The 22,591-nt window shown below is 36.2% G+C and carries 24 protein-coding genes and 1 other annotated feature; of the genes, 18 read left to right on the top strand and 6 right to left on the bottom strand.

The genetic code is table 11. The annotated features are described in order from the left end of the window. Nucleotides 1-3: 3 nt before the first annotated feature. The 7 genes from ACOMA7_RS05575 to ACOMA7_RS05545 all read left to right on the top strand — a co-directional run bounded on the left by ACOMA7_RS05575 (nucleotide 4) and on the right by ACOMA7_RS05545 (nucleotide 4,907). The gene (locus ACOMA7_RS05575; RefSeq protein ID WP_080719905.1) at nucleotides 4-96 is read left to right on the top strand and encodes an IS3 family transposase; all 93 of its coding nucleotides are present in this window, start codon (nucleotides 4-6) and stop codon (nucleotides 94-96) included. A 114-nt stretch (nucleotides 97-210) separates the two neighbouring features. Then, nucleotides 211-594 carry a GntR family transcriptional regulator gene (locus ACOMA7_RS05570; protein WP_053791636.1) on the top strand — a complete coding sequence of 128 codons (384 nt, stop codon included), beginning with the start codon at nucleotides 211-213 and terminating at the stop codon, nucleotides 592-594. Continuing rightward, nucleotides 575-1,441, top strand: coding sequence for an ATP-binding cassette domain-containing protein (locus ACOMA7_RS05565; protein ID WP_421392501.1), 867 nt, complete (start codon nucleotides 575-577; stop codon nucleotides 1,439-1,441). Before ACOMA7_RS05570 ends, ACOMA7_RS05565 begins: the two co-directional genes overlap by 20 nt. Beyond that, nucleotides 1,441-2,202: a hypothetical protein gene (locus ACOMA7_RS05560; protein ID WP_421392498.1), complete on the top strand. Its 762-nt coding sequence runs from the start codon at nucleotides 1,441-1,443 to the stop codon at nucleotides 2,200-2,202. Before ACOMA7_RS05565 ends, ACOMA7_RS05560 begins: the two co-directional genes overlap by 1 nt. Before the next feature lie 71 nt (nucleotides 2,203-2,273). Further along, nucleotides 2,274-3,374, top strand: coding sequence for a D-alanine--D-alanine ligase family protein (locus ACOMA7_RS05555; protein WP_421392496.1), 1,101 nt, complete (start codon nucleotides 2,274-2,276; stop codon nucleotides 3,372-3,374). 139 nt (nucleotides 3,375-3,513) lie between these two features. Continuing rightward, nucleotides 3,514-4,065: a DNA-3-methyladenine glycosylase I gene (locus ACOMA7_RS05550; RefSeq protein ID WP_421392493.1), complete on the top strand. Its 552-nt coding sequence runs from the start codon at nucleotides 3,514-3,516 to the stop codon at nucleotides 4,063-4,065. Between the two features lie 23 nt (nucleotides 4,066-4,088). Next, a complete protein-coding gene (locus tag ACOMA7_RS05545) occupies nucleotides 4,089-4,907 on the top strand; it encodes a helix-turn-helix transcriptional regulator (protein WP_421392490.1) in 819 nt (272 codons plus the stop codon). A 35-nt stretch (nucleotides 4,908-4,942) separates the two neighbouring features. On the opposite strand, the gene ACOMA7_RS05540 is transcribed toward ACOMA7_RS05545, so the two are convergent. From ACOMA7_RS05540 to ACOMA7_RS05515, 6 genes are all read right to left on the bottom strand, one after another. Continuing rightward, a complete protein-coding gene (locus ACOMA7_RS05540; RefSeq protein ID WP_053791641.1) occupies nucleotides 4,943-5,404 on the bottom strand; it encodes a universal stress protein in 462 nt (153 codons plus the stop codon). Nucleotides 5,405-5,424: 20 nt separating this feature from the next. Then, entirely contained in the window at nucleotides 5,425-5,709 is a 285-nt protein-coding gene (locus tag ACOMA7_RS05535; RefSeq protein WP_054608046.1) for a hypothetical protein, read from the bottom strand. 9 nt (nucleotides 5,710-5,718) lie between these two features. Further along, nucleotides 5,719-6,972: a replication-associated recombination protein A gene (locus ACOMA7_RS05530; protein WP_421392506.1), complete on the bottom strand. Its 1,254-nt coding sequence runs from the start codon at nucleotides 6,970-6,972 to the stop codon at nucleotides 5,719-5,721. Between the two features lie 34 nt (nucleotides 6,973-7,006). Beyond that, a complete protein-coding gene (locus ACOMA7_RS05525; protein ID WP_414827400.1) occupies nucleotides 7,007-7,486 on the bottom strand; it encodes a DUF1694 domain-containing protein in 480 nt (159 codons plus the stop codon). Between the two features lie 119 nt (nucleotides 7,487-7,605). Next, nucleotides 7,606-8,214 carry a 30S ribosomal protein S4 gene (gene rpsD, locus ACOMA7_RS05520; protein ID WP_034534348.1) on the bottom strand — a complete coding sequence of 203 codons (609 nt, stop codon included), beginning with the start codon at nucleotides 8,212-8,214 and terminating at the stop codon, nucleotides 7,606-7,608. Nucleotides 8,215-8,411: 197 nt separating this feature from the next. Then, complete coding sequence (locus ACOMA7_RS05515) at nucleotides 8,412-8,876, bottom strand: GAF domain-containing protein (protein ID WP_421392485.1); 465 nt, start codon at nucleotides 8,874-8,876, stop codon at nucleotides 8,412-8,414. A 169-nt stretch (nucleotides 8,877-9,045) separates the two neighbouring features. On the opposite strand from ACOMA7_RS05515, the gene ACOMA7_RS05510 reads away from it, so the two are divergent. The 11 genes from ACOMA7_RS05510 to minD all read left to right on the top strand — a co-directional run bounded on the left by ACOMA7_RS05510 (nucleotide 9,046) and on the right by minD (nucleotide 22,301). Further along, entirely contained in the window at nucleotides 9,046-10,755 is a 1,710-nt protein-coding gene (locus ACOMA7_RS05510) for a septation ring formation regulator EzrA (protein ID WP_054608049.1), read from the top strand. Nucleotides 10,756-10,859: 104 nt separating this feature from the next. Next, the gene (locus ACOMA7_RS05505; RefSeq protein WP_054608050.1) at nucleotides 10,860-12,008 is read left to right on the top strand and encodes a cysteine desulfurase family protein; all 1,149 of its coding nucleotides are present in this window, start codon (nucleotides 10,860-10,862) and stop codon (nucleotides 12,006-12,008) included. 15 nt (nucleotides 12,009-12,023) lie between these two features. Then, nucleotides 12,024-13,241 (top strand): tRNA uracil 4-sulfurtransferase ThiI, encoded by a 1,218-nt coding sequence (gene thiI / locus ACOMA7_RS05500; protein WP_421392480.1) that lies wholly within the window; start codon nucleotides 12,024-12,026, stop codon nucleotides 13,239-13,241. A gap of 113 nt (nucleotides 13,242-13,354) precedes the next feature. Next, nucleotides 13,355-13,852, top strand: a complete 498-nt coding sequence (locus ACOMA7_RS05495; protein ID WP_421392478.1) for a thiol peroxidase — start codon at nucleotides 13,355-13,357, stop codon at nucleotides 13,850-13,852. Nucleotides 13,853-13,897: 45 nt separating this feature from the next. After that, nucleotides 13,898-14,113: a binding site (T-box leader), on the top strand. Between the two features lie 37 nt (nucleotides 14,114-14,150). Further along, nucleotides 14,151-16,811, top strand: coding sequence for a valine--tRNA ligase (locus ACOMA7_RS05490; protein ID WP_421392476.1), 2,661 nt, complete (start codon nucleotides 14,151-14,153; stop codon nucleotides 16,809-16,811). 61 nt (nucleotides 16,812-16,872) lie between these two features. Then, nucleotides 16,873-18,183 (top strand): bifunctional folylpolyglutamate synthase/dihydrofolate synthase, encoded by a 1,311-nt coding sequence (locus ACOMA7_RS05485; RefSeq protein WP_054608052.1) that lies wholly within the window; start codon nucleotides 16,873-16,875, stop codon nucleotides 18,181-18,183. 166 nt (nucleotides 18,184-18,349) lie between these two features. Then, on the top strand, nucleotides 18,350-19,354 hold the full coding sequence (locus tag ACOMA7_RS05480) for a rod shape-determining protein (RefSeq protein ID WP_034532118.1): 1,005 nt from the start codon (nucleotides 18,350-18,352) through the stop codon (nucleotides 19,352-19,354). Nucleotides 19,355-19,411: 57 nt separating this feature from the next. Then, entirely contained in the window at nucleotides 19,412-20,263 is an 852-nt protein-coding gene (mreC, locus tag ACOMA7_RS05475) for a rod shape-determining protein MreC (protein ID WP_054608053.1), read from the top strand. An 11-nt stretch (nucleotides 20,264-20,274) separates the two neighbouring features. Beyond that, complete coding sequence (gene mreD, locus ACOMA7_RS05470; protein ID WP_301945569.1) at nucleotides 20,275-20,793, top strand: rod shape-determining protein MreD; 519 nt, start codon at nucleotides 20,275-20,277, stop codon at nucleotides 20,791-20,793. 33 nt (nucleotides 20,794-20,826) lie between these two features. Continuing rightward, nucleotides 20,827-21,498, top strand: coding sequence for a septum site-determining protein MinC (locus ACOMA7_RS05465; RefSeq protein WP_034534333.1), 672 nt, complete (start codon nucleotides 20,827-20,829; stop codon nucleotides 21,496-21,498). Further along, nucleotides 21,498-22,301 (top strand): septum site-determining protein MinD, encoded by an 804-nt coding sequence (minD, locus tag ACOMA7_RS05460; protein ID WP_034534331.1) that lies wholly within the window; start codon nucleotides 21,498-21,500, stop codon nucleotides 22,299-22,301. The genes ACOMA7_RS05465 and minD overlap by 1 nt, the downstream gene beginning before the upstream one ends. Nucleotides 22,302-22,591: the final 290 nt, after the last annotated feature.

Below are 22,591 nucleotides of genomic sequence, written 5' to 3'. Positions count from 1 at the left end.
TATATATCTTATTACAACAATTATCGTATAAAACAAAAACTGGGAGGAATGTCACCGGTTGAATACCGGATCAATTCCTCCCAGAAAATAGCATAACCATCTTCCAATTTTAGGGGTTCAGGTCAAGACGCTTTTTTTTATTGACTTTTTTTATGTTAGACTTTATAGTTAGTTACATAAGTAATTAACCAAAGATAGGCGGTGAAAAAGATGCAATTTGACTTTAATAGTCCAGAGCCAATTTTTATTCAGGTTGCCACCCAATTAGAGGATGCAATCTTTACCGGAGCTTTCCAAGAAGGTGCGCAAGTACCATCTACGACAGAAATTTCAAAGCAATTTAAGATTAATCCAGCAACAGTTCTTAAGGGGATGAACATGTTGGTTAATAATGATTTGTTAGAAAAACGTCGTGGCCGTGGTACTTTTGTGAAGCAAGGGGCTCAAGAGATAATTATTAAACGAAGACAGGAACATTTCTACAATGATTACATTTTGAATTTAATCAATGAATCAAAGAAATTGCATCTATCTGAAGACGATATTTTGACACTAGTGAAGAGAGGGTACGACAATGAGCAAGATCGAAGTTAAACATTTAGCTAAACGTTTCAAGTTTGCAAAGCAACCTCTATTAAATGAAGTTAATTTCAATTTAGAAGAAAACGAAATTTATGGATTGTTCGGTGAAAACGGAGCAGGGAAATCAACACTAATGAGTATGATTGCTGATTACAATCGTCCATCAGCAGGACAAATCCTTTTTGATGGACAAGAAGTTCATGAAAATGACGAAGCACTAAGTGAAATTTACTTCATGAACCAGGATGATATGTACACTAGAAAGGATAAGGTTGCTCAAATCTTTTCTTTTGTTAAATCAATGTATCAAGATTATGACGTGGAACTACAAGAAAAGCTAGTTAAGGAATTTAAGTTAGATGTTAACCAAAAGCTTAACAAGTTATCTACCGGTTACCAATCAATCGTTAAAATTATCATCTCACTATGTGTGCCTTGTAAGTTTATTATGTTGGATGAACCCACACTAGGTTTAGATGCCAGAAACCGCGAAATATTCCAAAGTAACTTGATTGAAACATACAGTGAAAATCCAAGAACATTTGTGATTTCCACTCACATTATCGATGAAATTGATCGTATCATCAGTCAAGTGCTATTACTTCAAGACGGAGTAATTAAGATGAACGGAAGCATCGATGAAGTATCATCTAGATCATACAGTGTCTCTGGACCAGCTGAAGATGTTAACAGTTATATTGATGGCGTTAAGGTCTTGGATGAAGAACAACTGGGTCGTTACAAGACAGTTCACTTTATGGATCAACTTCCTGATAGAGAAGTTCCAGCATCCGTTGATATTGAAAAAATGAAACTACAAAAACTACTAGTATATATTATGGATAGGGGGGAACTATAGTGAAGACAAAAGCACTCGCAAAGCAATATTGCCACGATTTTATTCCATACATATGGTATGGAATAATCGTTTCTGTTGTTTATATCTTATTCGGACTTTTATCAGTAGTAGATGGTCAACCACCTATTGAATATCAATTTAAAGAAAATTTTTTCGTGTCGCCTTATATCATTACGATTGTTACAATGATTGGAATTAGTTTCAACTACAGACGATTTAAGTTGGCAATGCAAAGTGGAGTTTCACGTAAGACATTTTGGAAAGCTAAGATGCTTTTTATCGCTAAAGCAACGCTTATCGTTAATGTAGTTAACGTGATTATCAGTTTTATAAACATGAAGCTAGGCCCTAGTGAAACATACTTGTACTACCAAGCATATGGAAAAGCGTTTAGTAATGTGTTTGCGCAATCAATTTCAATGTTTATTACAGACTATGTGGTATTGCTATTCATATTCGTTGCGATGAACACTTTTGGAACGATGACATCTTTAATGAACAAGATTGGTAAATCAATCTTCTACTCCATTGGGGTTGTTTGTTACATGTTCTTTACTAACTTATTAACTCAATATAGCTCACAAAGATTAATCAGCAGATTTTATGCTCACATCAATGGGGATGCAATTTTTAACTTTATTTTTTCTATTGATGCTAAAGTTCCTAGACCATATCCATTGATTGGATTCATGATCATTCTAGCTATTATTGCAGCATTATTTAATTTGTTATTCACCAAATTAGAACAGGTAAAAAGATAAAAAAGAATTCTTTAATCTATAAAACCATGTTATAATGTAGTTTCAAAGAATTATTGATAGGACGGTATAAAATGATGAAAAAGACTCATTTAGCATTACTTTTCGGTGGAGATTCATCAGAACATGATGTTTCAAAACGTTCAGCTCATAACATTTATGATGCGATGGATAAAGATAAGTACGATATTAGCTTATTCTTAATTACTAAGACAGGAATTATCTTAGATAATGAATCATCACACCGTGTGTTTGATGGTGAACCTGAAGATGCTGTGGTTGAAGAAGCTGTTAAGAACTTAGACTTCTCAGATCCATTGGCCACAATTAAAAACTTATCAAAGACTAAGGATATTGACGTATTCTTCCCAATCGTTCACGGTAACTTGGGTGAAGATGGTACTATCCAAGGTCTTCTAAGATTACTACATAAGCCATACGTTGGTAGTGGTATTTTGGAATCAGCAATGGGCTTTGATAAAGACATTACTAAGAAGATGTTAAACTTAGCAGGAGTTAGAAACACTAACTACCACTTGATTACTCCTGACAACAAAGACCAATTCACTTACGCTAAACTACAAGCTGAATTCGGTGACGTAATCTTCTTGAAGCCAGCTAACCAAGGTTCATCAGTTGGTATTCACAAGGTAACAAACGAACAAGAATTTGAAGACGGCCTAAAGGATGCATTCAGATATGACTACAAGATCTTAGCTGAACAAGCAATCAACGGTCCAGAAGAACTAGAAATCTCAATCTTAGGTAACGAAAAACCAATTGCTTCTCAAGTTGGTGCAATTCGTGTTCCTAAGGAAGACAAGTTCTACACTTACGACAACAAGTTCGTTGATGCTAGCCAAGTTAAGTTTGATATTCCAGTTGATATTCCAGAATCACTATCAGACGAAATCACTGACTTAGCATTACGCGGATACAAAGCATTAGGTCTAAAGGGACTAGCTCGTATTGACTTCTTAGTATCTAAGGAAGGTGTTCCTTACCTAGGAGAAGTTAACACATTACCTGGTTTCACAAACATTAGTCTATACCCACAACTATGGGAAGCTTCAGGTATCAGTTACACTGAACTAATCGATAGATTAATCGACCTAGCTTACAAAGAATTTAATCGTCGAAATAACATCATTCACGATTTCAAACCATTATCATAATAATAAAAAAAGAGGTAATCATTTGGATTATCTCTTTTTTTGTTAGAAAATTGTTTAAGAAAGTATTAAATTGACCGAAAAAATTTGTGTTTTTATACGTATGTAATAGAGTAAAAATCACCGAAAGGAATTATGAAATATGAAAAGATGTGTATGGGCCAGCGATAGCGCAGAAATGTTAGTTTATCACGATAAGGAATGGGGAGTTCCAAAGAAAAAAGTATCTGAATTATTTGAATGTTTAACACTAGAAATTTTTCAAGCTGGTTTATCATGGTCGACTGTCTTGCGTAAGAGGGATGCGTTTAGAAATGATTTCTCTGATTTTGACGTTGAAAAAATTAGCCAGTTTAAAGATGAAGACATTGAAAGATTGATGAACGATGAGGCGATTATTCGAAATCGTGCCAAGATAATTGCCACAATTCAAAATGCCAAAGCTTGTATGAATAATGATTTAGTTCAATTAACATGGAAACCATTTGATTTTACACAAATGGATGGACTAAATGACAACAATAAGGATGACATTAAAGAGTTCATCAAACCATACGTTAAACGATTTAAAGATGACGGATTTAAACGTGTCGGACCAACAACACTATATTCATATTTCCAATCAGTAGGGGTGATTAATGATCATGAAATAGATTGTTTCAGACATAAGGAAATAAATGATAATTTTATATAATGATTCAAAGAAAGGATTTTAGAATGAATATTAACGGCACTTTGATCAAGAAGCGACGTAAAAGTTTAAACATAACTCAATGTCAATTAGCGAAGCAAGTTGCTTGTACGCAACCTGTGATTTGTCAGATTGAAAACGGTAGCTATGATCACCAAATTAGTTTATATGTAATCAAAAACATTTGTAAGATATTGTTGCTAGATATCGATAAGGTGATTGAAAACGAGAAGAAAGTAGCCAGTTACGAAATTAATAGCATTCCATTTTGTGCAGCACTATGTATTCCAGAAGAGATACAGGAAAAGCTAGATAAGTATGAAGATGACTTAGAAGATAAAGAAGACATCAAGTACTTCCAAATCATACATGCAGCAGTTCAGCTTAGTAAGCAAGATTACAGTGCGTCGGTTGATGAGCTCCAAAGGCTGAACTACGACTTCTACGACAAAAATGAGATTAGCATGCAAAAGATGGTGATTATGGGGATGCTTGCGATTGACTACTTTGCGATGAATAAATTCTCCATTGCTTATCAATATGTGGTCGAGACAATTGAATTAACCAAACAAATGAGTAGATTAGATATTGAGGATATGCAGTTCTTGATTTTATATCGTGAACTAGATGCAATGTGTACAACACTGGACTTAAAGAGTGATTCTAGTTATTTAAAGGAGATATCATGCCGTGCCTTTTACCGAAGTATTGTCGGTATTGAAAGTAAGGGGATTGATATCAAATTTGATAAGCTAGAACAATCCAACGGTGTTTTTGAATACTGGAAACAGTTTTTAAGTGAAAATAATCCATTGTCGGTCAATGACGATTGGACGGTGGAATAAAAGAAGACCTGGATATTAATCCAGGCCTTTTTTGTTTATTTTTGTACTTTATTGTCTAAGTCAGATTTTACGATTAAGACATCACATTCTGCTACACGAGTTACATATGAAGCAACTGAACCGATTAATAAACGTTCAGCAGCACTTTGTCCGTTGGCACCGATGATGATTAAATCAGTATCGAAACGATCAACTAAATCTCTTGAGATAATTGACTTAGGAGCACCATATTCAATTGTGTAATCAACATTCTTAATTCCAGCATCTTGGGCTTTCTTTAAGTATTTTTCTAGTGAGCTTTTAACACGGCTAGTAACGTCATCTAACATTGATGAGTCGAAATTAGCTAGGTTAGTGAATGATCGCGTATCGATTACGTGCACGATGTGTAGGTCAGCATCATTGTGCTTGGCAACTTCAATTGACTTGTTGAATGCTAACTTTGAGTTTTTTGAACCATCGATTGGAATCATAATTTGACTGTAATCTTGTAACATATTCTTTCACCTCAAACTATTTACTTGGTAAGGAAGGTAAGTAACATTAACTCCATCACCAATAACATTATACAACTTATTACCATGATAGTTGTAACGAAAAAGATATTTGGAATAAAAATTGCGATTGCTGAAAAGACAGCTAAAACGCAAAAGACAATCCCAAAGAACTTAACGATTTTACCCAATGCTTGATTGTTTTCAGGATGTAGCATCATGAAGGGCTTATCTGTATGGGTTAAAAGGAAACGACCAATTGTGAATAATACAACTGTCGCTAATAATACTAGAATTCTAATTAACATTGCAGACTCCTATTTATCACGTTGTGAGTGAAGTAGTTTTTCGTATTGTTGTTTAAACGTACTTTCAATCTTACCATTTGTTTTTGGTTCATAGTAAGTATCGTTTTTAATCTTAGTAGGTAAGTACTGTTGTTTAACCCAATCATTTGGATAGTCATGGGCATATTTGTAATTAACACCATGGCCTAATTTCTTAGCACCTGAGTAGTGACTATCCTTTAGGTGATCAGGGATGTCACCGTAGTTACCAGTGCGGATCTTAGCAATCGCTGCATCAATCGCACGCATTGCGGTGTTTGATTTTGGTGATAGGCATAATTCGATGATGGCGTTGGCTAGGGGAATTCTTGCTTCGGGGAAACCAACCTTGTTAGCAGCTTCGATGGCAGAAACCGTTCTAGCACAAGCGGCTGGATTAGCTAATCCCACATCTTCATACGCGATAACCATCAAACGACGACTAATTGAATTTAAGTCACCGGATTCAATCAAACGACCAGCATAGTGAAGGGCGGCATTAACATCTGATCCACGAATTGATTTTTGAAAAGCGGAAACAACGTCATAGTGAGCATCACCATTTTTATCCTGTGTTAAAGCTTTTCTTTGTAGACATGATTCCACGTCTTCTAACGAGATATGAATGATACTGTCGTCATCAGGGGAAGTGGATTTAGCTGCAAGTTCTAGTGCATTTAATGCACTTCTTAGGTCACCATTGGTGCTGGTTGATAGGAAGTGTAATGCATTTTCGGCTAAATCGATGTTCATATTACCCAATCCGTTGTCTTTATCGGTTAAAGCACGTTTGACGGCTGATTTAATATCATCTTCATTAAGAGGGTGCACCTCAAAGATTTGGGTTCTACTTCTAATGGCGGGATTGATATTAATATATGGGTTTTCGGTAGTAGCACCGATTAGGATAATATTACCGCTTTCAAGTAGTGGTAATAAGAAGTCTTGTTTGGTCTTATCTAAACGGTGAATTTCATCTAGTAATAAGACTACCGTTCCAGACATCTTGGCTTCTTCAGCGACAATCTGTAGGTCTTTCTTCGTATCGGTTGCTGCATTTAATTGACGAAATGCATACTTAGTTGAACCAGCAATCGCACTGGCGATACTGGTTTTTCCTGTTCCAGGAGGTCCATATAGAATCATTGATGATAAAATTTTTGCTTTTACCATTCGATCGATGATTTTACCAGGACCGACTAAGTCTTGTTGGCCGACAACGTCCTCGATTTTCTTTGGACGCATACGGTATGCTAATGGATGCAATTTATCATCACCTTTATTTGAATATATTTTTTAACTTACCAAAAAATGATTGATTGGTTTGATTGTCATCAGAATTATTTGATGAATCTGTGGTTGTATCTTGTTGATTGTACTTTTCTTCGAAATCAACAGGGTTAACGTTAATTGATTGACTGTTAGCGTAGACTACACCGTAATTATCGGGTGCGGTACGGTAGAATGAGTCAGTCTTAATAACGAACTTGATGTTATTTTGTGATGCTAGTCTGATAAAAGGGGAGACAACATCATGATCCAAGTTACCATTAATGATTAGTTGGTAGCTGTTATTATTATCAAATTCCTTTTGAAGGGCATTGACAGCGTTTGGATTTGATAGATCCTTGATTTGGATTGCTAAAGAAACACGTTCTCTAAAAGTACCTAGGTATCTACGTTGTTCATCCGGGTTAACCTTTGGAGTTCCACCCATGGATGATTGTTCTAAACGACTGCTTACATCATCTTCACTCATATTAATTGCTCCTTTTCATTTATGTCTTAGTACTATTTTATCATTAATTAAAAGAGGGTAGAAAAAAAGCGTTTTGCAAATGCAAAGCGCTTTTTTGGAGCAACAAGTATAACCAGAAATTATAGCTTGTTGTAGTATTCAACGATTAGTGATGCATCAATATCAGCATTCATTTCGTCACGTTGAGGTAATCTAGTTAGAGAACCTTCTAGTTTGTCAGCATCGAATGAAACGTATTGTGGACGACCAACAACAGCTTCAACGGCTTCCTTGATGATTTGTAGGTCTTTTGATTTTTCACGAACTGAAATAACTTGACCAACTTTTACTTCGTATGAAGGAATGTCAACACGTTTGCCATCAACAGTGATGTGACCGTGGTTAACTAATTGACGAGCTTGACGACGAGTAGTTGCTAAACCTAAACGGTAAACAACGTTGTCTAGTCTACGTTCTAGTAATACCATGAAGTTATCACCGTGACGACCTTCTCTAATCTTACCCGCACGAACGAATAGTTTTGAGAATTGACGTTCAGTTAAACCGTACATGAAACGTAGCTTTTGCTTTTCCTTCAATTGAGTACCGTATTCTGATAGCTTACCGCGACGACCTTGACCGTGGTCACCTGGTGCGTATGGGCGACGAGCTAATTCTTTACCAGTACCTGAAAGTGAAATACCAAGACGACGAGAAATTCTCCAACTTGGACCTGTATATCTAGACATAAAAATATCCTCCAATAAAAATTATTATTTGGAGTAAAATAATCACTGTACACTTAGTATTCGTGCATATTGCTCTGCAATGTTCACCCCAGCAGCCGTGGGGGTACTAATTGAACCATTAAGGCATCAATATGTTGACGAGCTTACCGTGTACTGCTGCATTATTTTACACAAAAGTTATTGTATGATTATTAACACTAATTGTCAATGATTATGTGGCTTTCAAAGACTTTTACAAATTCTTCTAGCATTTCTTGATCTTCTTTTGAGAAACGATCGAAGATAGGGGCGTCAATATCTAAGACACCAAATCTGATTCCATCCTTTTCGATAGGGATGACAATTTCTGATTTACTGTTTGAATCACAGGCAATGTGACCAGGAAAATCATTTACGTTTTCTACGCGGATAGTTTCGTTCTTATCAAATGCAGTACCACAAACACCACTACCATTTTTAATGTGGACACAAGCCACTTTACCTTGGAAGGGACCTAAGATTAATTCGTTTTTATCATCTACATAGGTGTAAAAACCGGTCCAGCTAACATCTGGAAGTTCTTGCATTAGTAGTGCAGAGGCATTTGCCATGTTGGCAACGTTGTTGTGTTCATCGGTTAACAACGCGTCTAACTGTTGTGCTAACATTGAATTGATTTTCATAATTGAAAACTCCCTTGTATATATTGATAATTAGGTATTTTAATAATTATCTCGTATGATATAATTGAATATAGTTAATTAGTTTATTATTAAAATATTAAAAATACAAATGTTTAATGCTAAAAAAGATTAGATTAAAATAAAAAGTTGTAAGGGGACAGATGTCAAAATGATTGATTTGGTTATTTTCATAATAGTAGTGCTTGTAATACTACTATTAGCGACATTCTTTTATCGAAAGAATCTATTTAAACGACTTGACGGTCTGGAAAAGCAAAAGGCTAATCTAAAGGACGTAATGGTCGGCGACGAGTTGGAAGCAACTGGTAAAATTAAATTAAATGGTGAATCTTTCGACAAATTTAATGAATACAAAGAACAATATGAAAAAATTACCAATTCAGACTTAACAAGTATCAGAAGTGATATGAGTGATGCAGAAGATTTCCTTAATAGTTACAAGCTATTATCAGCCAGCGTTACTATTGGTGACCTGGGGGATGCAATTGAAGTTGTTGATGGCAAGTTAAATGACATTCATGATGGTCTAAGTGAACTTCAAGAAGTTGACAGTTTACACCGCAAGGCAATCGAAGATGTTGATAATACCATCAGAGAAATTAACCAACAACTGCTATCACAAAACTACTCATTTGGTCCAAGCAGCGATAAGCTTGAAGATAAGCTAAGCACTATTAAGGGTGTTTACGAAGAATTCGTTGCTGAAACTGAAAATGGTGATCAAAACAAAGCCGAAGAATTACTTGGCAAGATTAACAACTTGATCAATGAAATGAATGAATTAATGAAGATTATTCCTGATACATATGTTTCATTATCAAAGGAATTCCCAAGACAATTAGATGAAATTGAACGTGGTCATCGTACTATGATTCAAACTGATTACAACTTTGTTGAAGATGATATTGATGACACTATCAACGCTCTAAAGGAATCATGCCAAGAAGGATTGAAGTCACTAGCTGAACTAGATATCCCTGAAACCAAGAAGACATGCACATATATTGAAGAAACAATTGATTCAATGTATGCCATCATGGAAAAAGAAATCGTTGCTAAGCGTAAGGTTAAGAAAAACATCAGCTTGGTATATGACTTCATCTTCCATGCTAAGAACCAAAACCGCATTCTAAGTGATGAACTTGAAGGTTTAAGCAAGAACTACAACTTAGAACACGATGAAATTGAAACCACTGCTGAATTAGCTGATAAAATCAGTAAGATTGAAACAATTTACAATAATGATTACGATGCAATCAACGGTAATAAGGCAGTATATTCTGTCATTCAAAAACATCAACAAGATGCAAAACAAGAACTAAGCTCAATTGAAAAACAACAAAAAGACATCAATGATTCTGTTGCTGAACTAAGCAAGGAAGAAAGAGTTGCCAGAGACAGCCTTCAAAAGTTTGATTTACAACTATTAAACATCAGAAGACGAATTGACAACCTAAACCTTCCTGGATTAACCGAAGACTTCTTAGAACGTTATGATTACGTATACAACGAAGTTTCAAATCTATCAGCATCAATCAACCAAGTGAAGATTAGTATGGATGAAATTAACCAAAAATTGGCTAACATTTCAGACACAATGGATCACTTGCTATCCGATACAGAAAACATTGTTGATAGTGCAATGCTATCAGAACGTTTGATGCAATTCGCCAACCGTTATAAGAATGCCAATGAAGATTTAAACGCTGCCTGTGCACAAGCAAAGGACTACTTTGATAATCGTTACCAATACGAAAAGAGTCTAGCTACTATGGCTGCTGCAATCGAAAAGGTTAATCCAGGTGCATACAAGCAAATGGAAACTGAATACTATAACGAAAAGAAAACAACTAAATAAAATAAAGAAGTAACTTTGATGTCATTCAAACGTTACTTCTTTTTTTCTGTTATAATGTCAAATATAGTTGAGTCGGACAAATCCAAAAATGAAGAAGGGTAATAATGATATACTTTGACAATAGTGCCACAACAAAACCTGACGATTCTGTTGTAGCAACTTACGATAAAGTAAGCAAAGAATTTTGGGGAAACCCATCTAGTTTACATCAATTTGGTGAACAATCATTCAATTTGTTGGAACAATCTAGAGCACAAATTGCTAAATTACTAGGTGTTTTACCAAGTGAAATATTATTTACCAGTGGTGGAACAGAAGGTGACAACTGGGCAATCAAGGGAACTGCCTTTGAAAAGCGTGCCTACGGAAATCACATTATCGTAAGTTCTGTTGAACATCCTGCAGTAAAGAACTCCGTTGAACAATTAACACAATTGGGCTTCGAAGTTACTTACTTACCAGTAAATGATGAAGGACGTATCTCTGTCGATGATTTAAAGAAGGCAATTAGACCAAGTACAATTTTGGTTTCAATCATGGCTGTAAATAATGAAATCGGTGCAGTTCAACCAATTAAAGAAGTCGGGGACCTTTTAAAGGATTATCCTAACATCAGTTACCACATTGATTCCGTTCAAGGAATTGGTAAGGGTATCCAAGATTTGATTTTCAATGATCGTGTTGACTTTGCCACTTTCTCAGGTCATAAATTCCACGCACCAAGAGGTGTCGGTTTTATGTACAAACGAAGTGGTAAGAAGATTGCTCCATTAATTACTGGTGGGGGCCAAGAACGTAACCTAAGAAGTAGTACAGAAAACCTACCTGCCATTACCGCAATGGCACGCGCTTTACGTCTATTATTAGATGATGAAGATAAAAAGGTTGCAAAACAACGTAAAATCAAGCAAAATATTTTAGGACATATTTCTAAATTTGATAAAGTAAAGGTCTTCTCAAAGGATAACGAACACTTTGCACCACATATTTTATGTTTTGCAATTCTAGGTGTTCGTGGTGAAACAATCGTCCATGCTTTTGAAAGTCATGGAATCTTTATTTCAACTACAAGTGCATGTTCTTCTAAACGTCACGTTGCCTCAGGTACTTTATCTGCCATGAAGGTTGATGAAGACGAAGCAACTAGTGCTGTGCGTGTTTCATTAGATGAACATAACACAATGGAAGAAGCAGATCGTTTTAACGAAGTCTTTGACGAACTTTATGAAAGATTTAAAAAGATTAACTCATAGAAAGGAAATTCGTGAATGCAATATACTGAAATAATGGTCAGATACGGTGAATTATCCACAAAGGGTAAGAACCGTAAAGACTTCATTAAGCAACTAGGCAAGAACGTTGACAGAGTGTTGCATGATTTCGAAAACCTAAAGGTAAGTGCTAAGCGAGATCGTTTGCACGTTACTTTGAACGGTGATGACTCAGATAAAGTTATCGAACGTTTAAAGGATGTTTTTGGAATTGAAAACTTTTCTCCTTCAATCAAGGTAGAAAAGGACATCGATAAGGTTAAAGAAACCGCCGTTGAAATGGTTAAATCCCAATTCAAAGACGGTATGACCTTTAAGATTGACACTCGTCGACAAGACAAGCATTTCCCAATGGACACTCACGACATTAACGATGCTCTAGGTGGATACATCTTGAGCAACGTTGATGGCATCAAGGTTCAAATGAAGAACCCTGACATCAAGTTAAGAGTTGAAGTTCGTATGAACGGTATCTTCTTATCGAGTGAAACCATTGACGGTGCCGGTGGATTACCTGTTGGTACTGGTGGACGTGCTACTATGATGCTTTCTGGTGGAATTGATTCACCGGTTGCAGCATACATGGGAATGAAACGTGGAGTGAAGTTAGATATGGTTCACTTCTACAGTCCTCCATACACAAGTGAACAAGCATTAGCTAAGGCAAAAGAATTAGCTGCTAAGTTAACTCGTTTTGGTGGTAACATTCAATTCATTCAAGTTCCATTTACCGAAATTCAAGAAGAAATTAAGGAAAAGGTTCCTGAAGGATACTTAATGACTATTCAACGTCGTATGATGTTAAGATTGGCCGCTAAGTTGACATTAGACAGACACTGTAAGGGTGTCTTCACTGGTGAATCACTAGGTCAAGTTGCATCACAAACTCTTGAAAGTATGATGGCAATCAATGACGTAACTACTGTTCCGGTATTGAAACCATTACTTTCAATGGATAAGACAGAAATCATTAAGGTTGCTGAAAGAATTGATACTTACGATCTATCAATTATGCCATTTGAAGACTGTTGTACAGTCTTTACTCCTCCTGCACCAAAGACTAAGCCTGATCTAGAAAAGACTAGAGCATGTGAAAAGTTAATTGATGTTGAAGGATTAATGCAACGTTCATTAGACAAAGTTAAGATTATCGACATTAAACCAGGGGAAGAATTCTTGAATGCTCAAGAAGATGTTTTCGCTGAATTACTATAATCTATAAAAAAGAGATCATCTTTATTGATGGTCTCTTTTCTTTTTGCTTGCAAATCAATCGTGTAAGTTGTATTTTAAATAACTAGCAACTACCAATTAAGGAGATTTATAACATGCAATTAAAATTTTTAGACAAACCAGTAGAAACAATTAAAGAACCAATGGATAAGGGACAAGCTCTACCAGATTTCAAAGTCCTAGATGCTAACAACAACGAATTCACTAACAAGGAATTAATTGGTAAGCCAGCATTGATTTTAACTGTTCCAGACGTTAACTCAAGAGTATGTAGTCTAGAAGCTAAGAAGTTCAACAGAAACGCTGACAAGTATGAAAATGTTGAATTCTACACGATTTCAAAGAACTCAGTTGAAGAACAAAAAGATTGGTGTGCAGCTAAGGGTGTTGAAAGCATGCATTTATTATCAGATGCTGACACAGACTTTGGTAACCAATCAGGTACTTACGTTAAGGAAATTGACGCATTAGCACGTATGGTTTTTGCCATCGATGCAAATGGTGAAATTGTTTACCGTCAAGTCGTAGAAGAAATTGGTTCACAACCAGATTTCAAAGAAGCTCTAGCAGTTGTTGAAAAATTAAACAAATAGAGTTGACGATTTTCCAAAAATTGTCTAATATAATCAATATAGATTACAAATGCGAAGATCAAGAGAGTAGTTTTGGTGATGAGTATCAGAGAAAAGATGATTAGGTGAGACATCTTTCCGTTATCAAAACGAAGGTAGCTTGTGAGCATTCATATTGATATTGATAATTTAGATATGAACGGGCCATCGTTAATTGGATTAAGAGAAAGTATTTTTTTAATGCTTTAAATTAGGTGGTACCGCGAGCACTTCGTCCTATTGGATGGAGTGCTCTTTTTATTTACTGGAGGGATGGACTATGGCAAAAGAAACTGAAATGTCTACAAAGTATGACCATGACGCCGTTGAATCAGGTCGTTATGAAAAATGGATAGAACAAGACGTTTTCAAACCAAGTGGTGACAAGAAGGCAAAACCTTATTCAATCGTTTTACCACCACCAAATGTTACTGGTAAGCTTCACTTAGGACATGCATGGGATACAACCTTACAAGACATGTTAATCAGACAAAAGAGAATGTTAGGATACGATACCCTATGGGTTCCTGGTATGGACCATGCTGGTATCGCTACTCAAGCTAAGGTTGAAGCTAAGTTAAGAGACCAAGGCGTTTCTCGTTACGATCTAGGTCGTGAAAAGTTTGTTGACAAAGTTTGGGAATGGAAAGATGAATACGCAGCAACTATCAAGAAACAATGGGCTAAGATGGGACTTTCACTTGATTACTCACGTGAACGTTTCACTTTAGACGATGGTTTATCAGAAGCTGTTCGTAAAGTCTTCGTTGATTTATACAACCAAGGTTTAATTTACCGTGGTGAATACATTATCAACTGGGATCCACAAGCACAAACTGCTTTATCAGATATCGAAGTTATTCATAAAGATGATAAAGGTGCTTTCTACCATGTTAAGTACCCATTTGTAGACGGGACTACTTTTGATGGTAAAGATTACATTGAAATTGCCACTACACGTCCTGAAACTATGTTTGGGGATGTTGCCGTAGCTGTTAACCCAAGTGATGAAAGATACAAAGACATCGTTGGTAAGAAGATTATGGTTCCTCTAGTACAAAGAGAAATCCCAATCATTGCTGACCAATATGTAGACCCTGAATTCGGTACTGGTATGGTTAAGATTACTCCAGCCCATGACCCTAATGACTTCAAGGTTGGTAACAGACATGACTTAAAACGTATTAACACTATGAATGGTGACGCAACTATGAACGAAAATGCCGGTAAGTACGTTGGTATGGATCGTTTTGATGCTAGAAAAGCAATGGTTGCTGATTTAGAAGACCAAGGTTACATGCTAAAGATTGACCCAATTGTTCACTCAGTTGGTCACTCAGAAAGAACCGGTGTTCAAGTTGAATCAAGACTTTCAACTCAATGGTTCGTTAAGATGCAACCACTAGCTGACCGCGCAGTTAAGAACCAATCAACTGATGATAAGGTTAACTTCGTGCCAGAACGTTTTGAAAACACATTTACTCAATGGATGGATAACATTCATGACTGGGTTATTTCAAGACAATTATGGTGGGGTCACAGAATTCCAGCATGGTACAACAAGCAAACAGGCGAAATGTACGTTGGAATGGAAGCTCCTAAGGATGCTGAAAACTGGGAACAAGATCCTGACGTTCTAGATACTTGGTTCTCATCTGCATTATGGCCATTCTCAACTCTAGGTTGGCCTGATGAAAACTCAGAAGACTTCAAACGTTACTTCCCAACTAATACTTTAGTTACTGGTTACGACATTATCTTCTTCTGGGTATCAAGAATGATTTTCCAAAGTCTAACATTTACAGACCGTCGTCCATTCAAGGATGTTTTACTTCACGGACTAATGCGTGATGCACAAGGCCGTAAGATGAGTAAATCACTTGGTAATGGTATTGATCCAATGGATGTTATCGATAAGTACGGGGTTGACGCATTGCGTTGGTTCTTAGCTACTGGTAATACAGCTGGACAAGACGTTCGTTTCAGTTACGAAAAGATTGAAGCTGCATGGAACTTCATTAACAAGTTATGGAACGCTAGTCGTTACGTAATCATGAACCTAGGCGACATGGAAAAACCAGAATTACCTGATTCATCTGAATGGAACTTAGCAGACAAGTGGATTCTAAGTAAGTTAAACAGCGTGGTAAACCAAGTTACTGATCACTTTGAAAAGTACAACTTTGGTGAAGCTGGCCGTGCATTATACGACTTCATTTGGAATGACTTCTGTGACTGGTACATCGAAATGAGTAAAGAAACTCTAACTGGTGACGATGAAAAGGCTAAGAATAACACTAGAAACATCCTAGCTTACACATTAGACAAGATTTTGAAACTAATGCACCCAATGATGCCATTTGTTACTGAAAAGATTTGGTTAACAATGCCTCATGAAGGTGAATCAATCGTGGTTGCTCCATACCCAGTTAACCATGACGAATTCAAGGATGCTAAGGCAGAAAAAGACATGGCTGCATTAATCGAATTGATTAAGGTAGTTAGAAATATCAGATCACAAGCTAATGCTCCAATGTCATCATCAATCGACCTATTGATTAAGACTGATAATGATGACTTGAAGAACATCTTCGAAGAAAACAAGCATTACATCGATCGTTTCTGTCATCCAAAGGAATTATCAATTGGTTCAGATGTTGTAGCTCCTAAGTTAGCTATGACTGGAATCATGACTGATGCAGAAATTAGTATTCCTTTAGCCGAACTAGTTGATTTAGACGAAGAAATCGCTAGAATCGAAAAAGAAATTGAAAACTACACATTTGAGGTACAACGTGCCGAAAAGAAACTTGCTAACAAGAAGTTCGTTGACAATGCTCCAGAACAAGTTGTTAACGCTGAAAAAGAAAAGCAAGCTGATAACCAATCTAAGTTAGATGCTGCAAAGCAACGACTAGAAGAAATTAAGAGTCAAAAGTAATTTAGATTAATTAAAGAGTCGGGCGATATTGTCCCGGCTCTTTTTTGAAGGGATGACAAAGATGGATTATGAAACAGCGCTTAGCTTTATCCATGGTAGATATAAATTTAAAAAGCATCCAAGCTTAGACATTATCAAGGACCTTTTGAACCGTTTAGGTAACCCACAAAAAGACATTAATGCTATTCATGTCGCTGGAACCAACGGGAAGGGGTCTACGGTAGCCTACCTTAGAAATATCTTCCAAGCAGACCATAAAACTGTTGGAACGTTTACATCACCATTTTTAATTAAGTTCAACGAACGCATTAGTGTGGATGGCAATCCAATTTCAGATGCTGAGTTGGTTGAATTAGTGGAAAAGATTAAACCAATTGCTGAAGAAATGGATGAGACTATTGAAGGCGGTGGTCCAACTGAGTTTGAAATCATCACCGCTATGATGTTTTTATACTTTGCCAAGCATCCAGTTGATGTTGTGATTGTGGAAGTCGGAATTGGCGGTATTTTGGACTCTACCAACGTGTTTGAACCAACTGTCTCAGTGATTACAACAATTGGGATGGATCACATGAAGTTGTTAGGTGATACGATTCCAAAGATTGCCAGTCAAAAAGCGGGAATTATTAAAGAAAACCGTCCGGTTGTAATTGGTAAGGTCGATGACGACGCGATGGAAGTGTTCAAAAATAAGGCTTCAGAACTTGATGCACCATTATATGCTTACGGCAGTGAATTTAATACTTCTAAACCAGTCATGAGCAACAAATGGCAACAATCATTTGATTATGAAGATGATGATAACTTGGTCCGAAACATCAAGACCAGCTTGTTAGGCTTTTACCAACCACACAACGCGGCATGTGCGATTAAGGCATATGTTTTACATCAACAAGATAAAGGTAAAGAAGTAAATAGTTCAGCAATTATTAGTGGAATTGCTAAGACAACCTGGCCAGGTCGTTTTGAAAGAGTTAATGATCAACCACTAGTCGTCCTAGATGGTGCCCACAATATCGATGCCGTTAACGAAATCAAGAAATTATTAATCAAGGACTTTGCTTTAAACGAAATTTACATCATTATCGGTATCTTAGCCGATAAAGATTACATGGATATGTTGAATATTTTAGGTAGTATTAAGAATGTTCATTTAGTATTAACTAAGTTTGAGGCTTACGGTTCAAGACAAAGTGTCGATGTAGATGAGATAAGCGGTCAGATTAAGGCTAAAAATCCAGTGTCTGTTATTGATGATTGGAAGCAAGCAATTGCTCAAACTGCTGGTGAAATGTCAGAAGATGACATGATTTTAATCACTGGATCGCTATATTTCATCTCAGATGTGCGAAAATTATTCAAATTAGAATAAAAAATTGTTAAATTTTAAATTCTTTAATGATAAATGTTGCAAAATCGTATACACTAGAGAGTGTTATTAAAAATAAAAAAATAACTATGGTATACTAAGAAAGTATGCAAAAAAAGGTGAAATTAAAAATAGCCAGCCAAATGTAATTATGAAGGGATGAAAAACTGTGTTTGGATTTGGAACTAAAAATATTGGAATTGATTTAGGAACTGCCAACACAATTGTTTACGTTGATGGTAAAGAAATTGTGTTAAGAGAACCTTCAGTTGTTGCTAAGAATACAAAAACTGGAGAAATCGTTGCAGTTGGACAAGAAGCAAGAGATATGATTGGTCGTACTCCTGCTAGTATTTCTGCAATTAGACCTATGAAAGATGGGGTAATTGCTGACTACGAAACTACTGTTACAATGCTAAAATACTACATTAACAAGACTGTAGGACATGCTTCAGGTAAGCCTTACGTTATGGTCTGTGTACCAAGTGGTATTACTGCTGTTGAAAAGAGAGCCGTAATCGATGCAACTCGTGTTGCTGGTGCAAAGGATGCTTACGTAATTGAAGAACCTTTTGCAGCTGCCATTGGTGCAGGTCTACCAATCATGGACCCAACTGGTAGCATGGTTGTTGATATTGGTGGTGGTACTACTGATGTTGCTACTATCTCATTAGGTGGTATCGTATCAAGTAGATCACTTCGTGTAGCCGGTGACCGTCTAAACGACGCAATTGCCGCTTACATCAGAAAGAAGTACAACCTACTAATCGGTGAAAGAACTGCTGAAAAGCTAAAATGGGATATCGGTTCAGCTTCAATTGAAGGTGCTAAAGATATCGAAAACGTTACTATTCGTGGTAGATACCTACTAACTGGTTTACCAAAGAGTGTGGAAATTACTGCTGAAGACGTAGCAAACGCTATTTCAGAACCAATTCAAGAAATCATTGGAACTGTTAAGGAAACCCTTGAAGAAACATCTCCAGAAATCTCTGCCGATGTTATCGATCATGGTATTGTCTTAACTGGTGGTGGTGCTTTATTGAAGAACTTGCCACAAGTTATTTCAGAAGCTACTAAGGTTCCAGTTTCAATCGCTAAGAACCCGCTAGATTGTGTTGCAATCGGAACTGGTGAATCATTAAAGAGCATTGATATTATGAAGAGAAAATAGATTAAATAAGCGGGGAGGTTATCTTCCCGCTTATTTACTAGTTCGGAGGATTGAAAAATGCGTAAGTTTTTCTCCAATCGAAAGTGGTTAACTGCCATTTTGATTTTTATTATTTGTTTAGGTTTCATTTCCGTTTCTGTTTCAACCAGAAATAACAAATCAATGCCACCGTTTATCCAACGTTTTGGAAATGACGTGGTTGGAATTGCTAGTTGGACTGTTGCTGTTCCTGCAAACTCAGTTAGACATGCTGGAGAAACTGTAAACAATCTAATTAACACATACAAAGAAAATCAAAAGCTAAAAGCACAAGTAGAAACAATTACAGCAACCAAGGTTAGAGACCAAGCTATTCAAAGCGAAAATGATCAACTAAAACGTGAACTTAAAATTAAAAGTGGTTTAGCTGATTACAATCCAATTGTTGCTGAAGCTTTAGTTAGAACTCCATCAGCATGGAACGACCAATTTGTTATTAACAAGGGTTCATCTGCTGGGGTTAAGAAGAATATGTCCGTTCTTGGCGCTAAAGGATTAATCGGACGTGTCATCGAAGTTAATAACAGTAACAGTAAAGTAGAATTAATTTCTAACACTGTTGATTCTGACAATAAGTTCCCGGTTGAAGCTACCAATTCAAATGGTGAAACTGTTAACGGAATTATTAACGGTTATGACAGAAAGACTGGTCAATTAATCGTTGGTCATTTAAATACCAAGGTAAAGATTAAGGTAAATGACAAAGTATCTACAAATGGTCTTGGTGGAATTACACCAAAGGGTATTTACGTAGGTAAAGTTGCAAAGGTAACAACTGATGATTATGGAACTGCTACTAAGTTGTACATTCAAACTCCAGCAAACATGAATGATCTAGAGGTTGTTACAGTTGTAGATAAAACATCATAGGGGTGATTAGGATGAGAGAACACCAACCAATTAGATATGTTTTCATAATTGGATTGTTCATTTCTTTGTTCTTGGATGGATCAATTTCATTAATTTTTAGTCACCTTCTATATGGAAAATATATGCTAGTCCCAAGCATTACATTTGCATGGTTATTCTTTGGTATGTACTTCATTAATCGAACAAACGAACACGTTGAAATATGGGCAGCAATTGCCGGATTATTGTTTGATTTGTTCTATACCGGTATATTAGGGGTGTACGTAATTGTCTTTCCACTAGCAATCATCATCGGTAGAAAGCTATATCGTTTCTTACCAATGAACATTGTGACCGGGTTATTTTCATTTGCGTTTAACATTGCACTAATAAATGTTTTGGCTTATGGATTAAATCGTTTAATGAATGCTACTAACATGGCAGCTGGGTACTTTTTAATTCATGCAGTGATTCCAACTGTATTGTTTAACTCAGTGTTATTCTTAATTTTGTACGTGCCAATCGGGGTATTATTTGATCGAATTGAGTAGAGTAATAAAAGAGATAAGAGGGAGTATCTATAAATGCAATCTGTAGTACTTAAAGGAACCAAAGACGGATATGAGTTAATCCTAAAAGAAACAGCTAGTGTGAGAGAAATTCTAGTTGATTTGAAACAACTACTAGAAGGCCTTGGCGAAGAAAGTGAAAAAGGCAAAGACCAATTACATTTGAATGTTCAGATGGGTAACAGATTGATGTCAGAAGAAGATAAAAATGATATCATTAAGTTAGTTGATGACTACGAAAATCTAGTTATCGATAACTTTTTATCCAACGTTATTACCAAGGAAGAATCTGCTAAAATCATGGCACAAAACAATGTTGAAGTGATGAGCAGAGTGATTAGAAATGGTCAGGAAGTAAACGTCGATGGTGATGTTTTATTCTTTGGTAAGATTCATGAAGGTGGAAAGTTAATTGCCACTGGTAATGTGTTTAATATGGGAGTTATCGAAGGAATTGTTCAAGCAGGTTTTCCTGATGACGAAAGTAAGTTAATCATCGGTAATTTACATACAGCACAACAAGTTCGTGTAGGAGAACAATACGATATTGTAGCGGATCGTCCAATTGAGGATTCTGAAAAGACAGTAGTATATGTAAACGACCTACACGTGCTAAGTTATGGTAAAATAAAGAATCTAAAAGAGATTAATCCGAAGTTCTTTAATCGAATTGGAGGTATTGAATAATGGGAAAAGCCATTGTAATTACATCAGGTAAAGGTGGAGTTGGAAAGACAACTTCAAGTGCTAATATTGGAATTGCGTTAGCAATGATGGGAAAAAGAGTGTGTTTGATTGACTTAGATATTGGTCTAAGAAACCTAGATGTTGTTATGGGTCTAGATAATCGTGTTATGTACGATATCGTAGATGTTGCAACTGGTAGAGTAAAGCTAGTTCAAGCAATGGTGAAAGATAAGCGTTTTGATGACTTATTATATCTATTACCTGCAGCCCAAAATACTGATAAGACAGCTCTAAACGAAGAACAAGTAAAGAGCATTGTTGATGAATTAAAACCAGATTTTGACTATGTCTTTATTGACTGTCCAGCCGGAATCGAACAAGGTTTCATTAACGCCGTTTCTGGTGCTGATGGTGCAATCGTTGTTACCACTCCAGAAATTTCAGCCGTTCGTGATGCCGATCGAGTAATTGGTTTATTAGAACAACATCCACTTCAAGAAACACCAAAATTAATCATTAATCGTATCAGAAAATCATTGATGCAAGATGACAACTATATGGATGTTGATGAAATCACTACCCATTTAGGAATTGATTTATTAGGTATCATCTTAGATGATGACAAGGTTATTAGTACCTCAAATAACGGTGAATCAATTGTTATGAACCCAGACAACCCAACAGCCCAAGGTTACAGAAACGTAGCTAGAAGACTTGAAGGTGAAACAGTTCCATTGATGAAGATTGATGTCAAAAAGGAAAGTGCATGGGATAAGTTTAAGCATTTATTTAAACGTAACTAAACTTTATTATTGACTTACGATTGAAATTAAGTTATTTTATTAATTATTAAAAGACTTTGAGCAGAAATGCATTTGTATGTAATTCACAGAGATCCTAGTAACAGGTGAAAGCTAGGTAATTACAGCAGGTGTTCACATCTGTGAGTTGTTATTCTGAACGTAATTAGGAATAAACCGGTGCAGCCGTTATCTGCGAGTCAATAGACTCACTGAGCTATTTTGCGCGAGCAGAATAGGAAATTAGGTGGCACCACGTTTTCAACGTCCTTTTAGCATATTGCTAAAAGGGC

The sequence above is a fragment of the Apilactobacillus intestinapis genome, from assembly GCF_049166695.1.
In the GTDB taxonomy this organism is placed as follows: Bacteria; Bacillota; Bacilli; order Lactobacillales; family Lactobacillaceae; genus Apilactobacillus; species Apilactobacillus kunkeei_C.
This window is presented reverse-complemented; position numbering and strand designations above follow the sequence as displayed.

What these genes read in the sequence shown, in the direction of transcription:
- ACOMA7_RS05570 (WP_053791636.1), top strand. Translation starts at nt 211, where the DNA reads ATGCAATTTGACTTTAATAGTCCAGAGCCAATTTTTATTCAGGTTGCC.
- ACOMA7_RS05565 (WP_421392501.1), top strand. Translation starts at nt 575, where the DNA reads ATGAGCAAGATCGAAGTTAAACATTTAGCTAAACGTTTCAAGTTTGCA.
- ACOMA7_RS05555 (WP_421392496.1), top strand. Translation starts at nt 2,274, where the DNA reads ATGATGAAAAAGACTCATTTAGCATTACTTTTCGGTGGAGATTCATCA.
- ACOMA7_RS05550 (WP_421392493.1), top strand. Translation starts at nt 3,514, where the DNA reads ATGAAAAGATGTGTATGGGCCAGCGATAGCGCAGAAATGTTAGTTTAT.
- ACOMA7_RS05545 (WP_421392490.1), top strand. Translation starts at nt 4,089, where the DNA reads ATGAATATTAACGGCACTTTGATCAAGAAGCGACGTAAAAGTTTAAAC.
- ACOMA7_RS05540 (WP_053791641.1), bottom strand. Translation starts at nt 5,404, where the DNA reads ATGTTACAAGATTACAGTCAAATTATGATTCCAATCGATGGTTCAAAA.
- ACOMA7_RS05535 (WP_054608046.1), bottom strand. Translation starts at nt 5,709, where the DNA reads ATGTTAATTAGAATTCTAGTATTATTAGCGACAGTTGTATTATTCACA.
- ACOMA7_RS05530 (WP_421392506.1), bottom strand. Translation starts at nt 6,972, where the DNA reads ATGCGTCCAAAGAAAATCGAGGACGTTGTCGGCCAACAAGACTTAGTC.
- ACOMA7_RS05525 (WP_414827400.1), bottom strand. Translation starts at nt 7,486, where the DNA reads ATGAGTGAAGATGATGTAAGCAGTCGTTTAGAACAATCATCCATGGGT.
- rpsD (WP_034534348.1), bottom strand. Translation starts at nt 8,214, where the DNA reads ATGTCTAGATATACAGGTCCAAGTTGGAGAATTTCTCGTCGTCTTGGT.
- ACOMA7_RS05515 (WP_421392485.1), bottom strand. Translation starts at nt 8,876, where the DNA reads ATGAAAATCAATTCAATGTTAGCACAACAGTTAGACGCGTTGTTAACC.
- ACOMA7_RS05510 (WP_054608049.1), top strand. Translation starts at nt 9,046, where the DNA reads ATGATTGATTTGGTTATTTTCATAATAGTAGTGCTTGTAATACTACTA.
- ACOMA7_RS05505 (WP_054608050.1), top strand. Translation starts at nt 10,860, where the DNA reads ATGATATACTTTGACAATAGTGCCACAACAAAACCTGACGATTCTGTT.
- thiI (WP_421392480.1), top strand. Translation starts at nt 12,024, where the DNA reads ATGCAATATACTGAAATAATGGTCAGATACGGTGAATTATCCACAAAG.
- ACOMA7_RS05495 (WP_421392478.1), top strand. Translation starts at nt 13,355, where the DNA reads ATGCAATTAAAATTTTTAGACAAACCAGTAGAAACAATTAAAGAACCA.
- ACOMA7_RS05490 (WP_421392476.1), top strand. Translation starts at nt 14,151, where the DNA reads ATGGCAAAAGAAACTGAAATGTCTACAAAGTATGACCATGACGCCGTT.
- ACOMA7_RS05485 (WP_054608052.1), top strand. Translation starts at nt 16,873, where the DNA reads ATGGATTATGAAACAGCGCTTAGCTTTATCCATGGTAGATATAAATTT.
- mreC (WP_054608053.1), top strand. Translation starts at nt 19,412, where the DNA reads ATGCGTAAGTTTTTCTCCAATCGAAAGTGGTTAACTGCCATTTTGATT.
- mreD (WP_301945569.1), top strand. Translation starts at nt 20,275, where the DNA reads ATGAGAGAACACCAACCAATTAGATATGTTTTCATAATTGGATTGTTC.
- ACOMA7_RS05465 (WP_034534333.1), top strand. Translation starts at nt 20,827, where the DNA reads ATGCAATCTGTAGTACTTAAAGGAACCAAAGACGGATATGAGTTAATC.
- minD (WP_034534331.1), top strand. Translation starts at nt 21,498, where the DNA reads ATGGGAAAAGCCATTGTAATTACATCAGGTAAAGGTGGAGTTGGAAAG.